The organism is Maribacter sp. TH_r10, from assembly GCF_033101095.1.
Lineage (GTDB): Bacteria > Bacteroidota > Bacteroidia > Flavobacteriales > Flavobacteriaceae > Maribacter_A > Maribacter_A luteus.
In genome coordinates this window covers 1-319 of the sequence record NZ_JAWMPY010000052.1, presented here as the reverse complement: position 1 = coordinate 319, position 319 = coordinate 1, and the positions used below count along the sequence as shown (strand labels likewise).

Sequence of the window (319 nt, the reverse complement as noted above, 5' to 3'; positions counted from 1 at the left end):
CATTCACTGTGGATCGGGAACATCCAACTATACCTTTATTTGGGGTATGGCCGGTGAAAACTTGGATTATGGAGATATGGATGTCGCAAAAATAACGGAATTAAGATAATACATAAACTACACAATAATGTCGATTAATTTATTTGATTTAACAGGAAAGGTTGCATTGGTAACTGGGGCTGTACATGGTTTGGGAATGGCGATGGCGAAAGGTTTGGGCCATGCTGGTGCTAAAATCGTAGTTAACGAACGTACTTCATTGGAAAAAGTGAATAGTGCGGTTGAGGAATATCGTTCAGAAGGCATTGATGCCCATGGT

1 protein-coding gene and 1 pseudogene are annotated in these 319 nt (G+C 40.4%); both read left to right on the top strand.

Translation table 11 applies throughout. The features are described from left to right. Window positions 1–109: pseudogene (locus tag R3X28_RS19290) on the top strand (5-dehydro-4-deoxy-D-glucuronate isomerase); the annotation flags it as partial. Window positions 110–127: 18 nt separating this feature from the next. Next, the coding region (locus R3X28_RS19285) for an SDR family NAD(P)-dependent oxidoreductase (protein WP_317666527.1) at window positions 128–319 on the top strand (192 nt) is incomplete at its 3' end.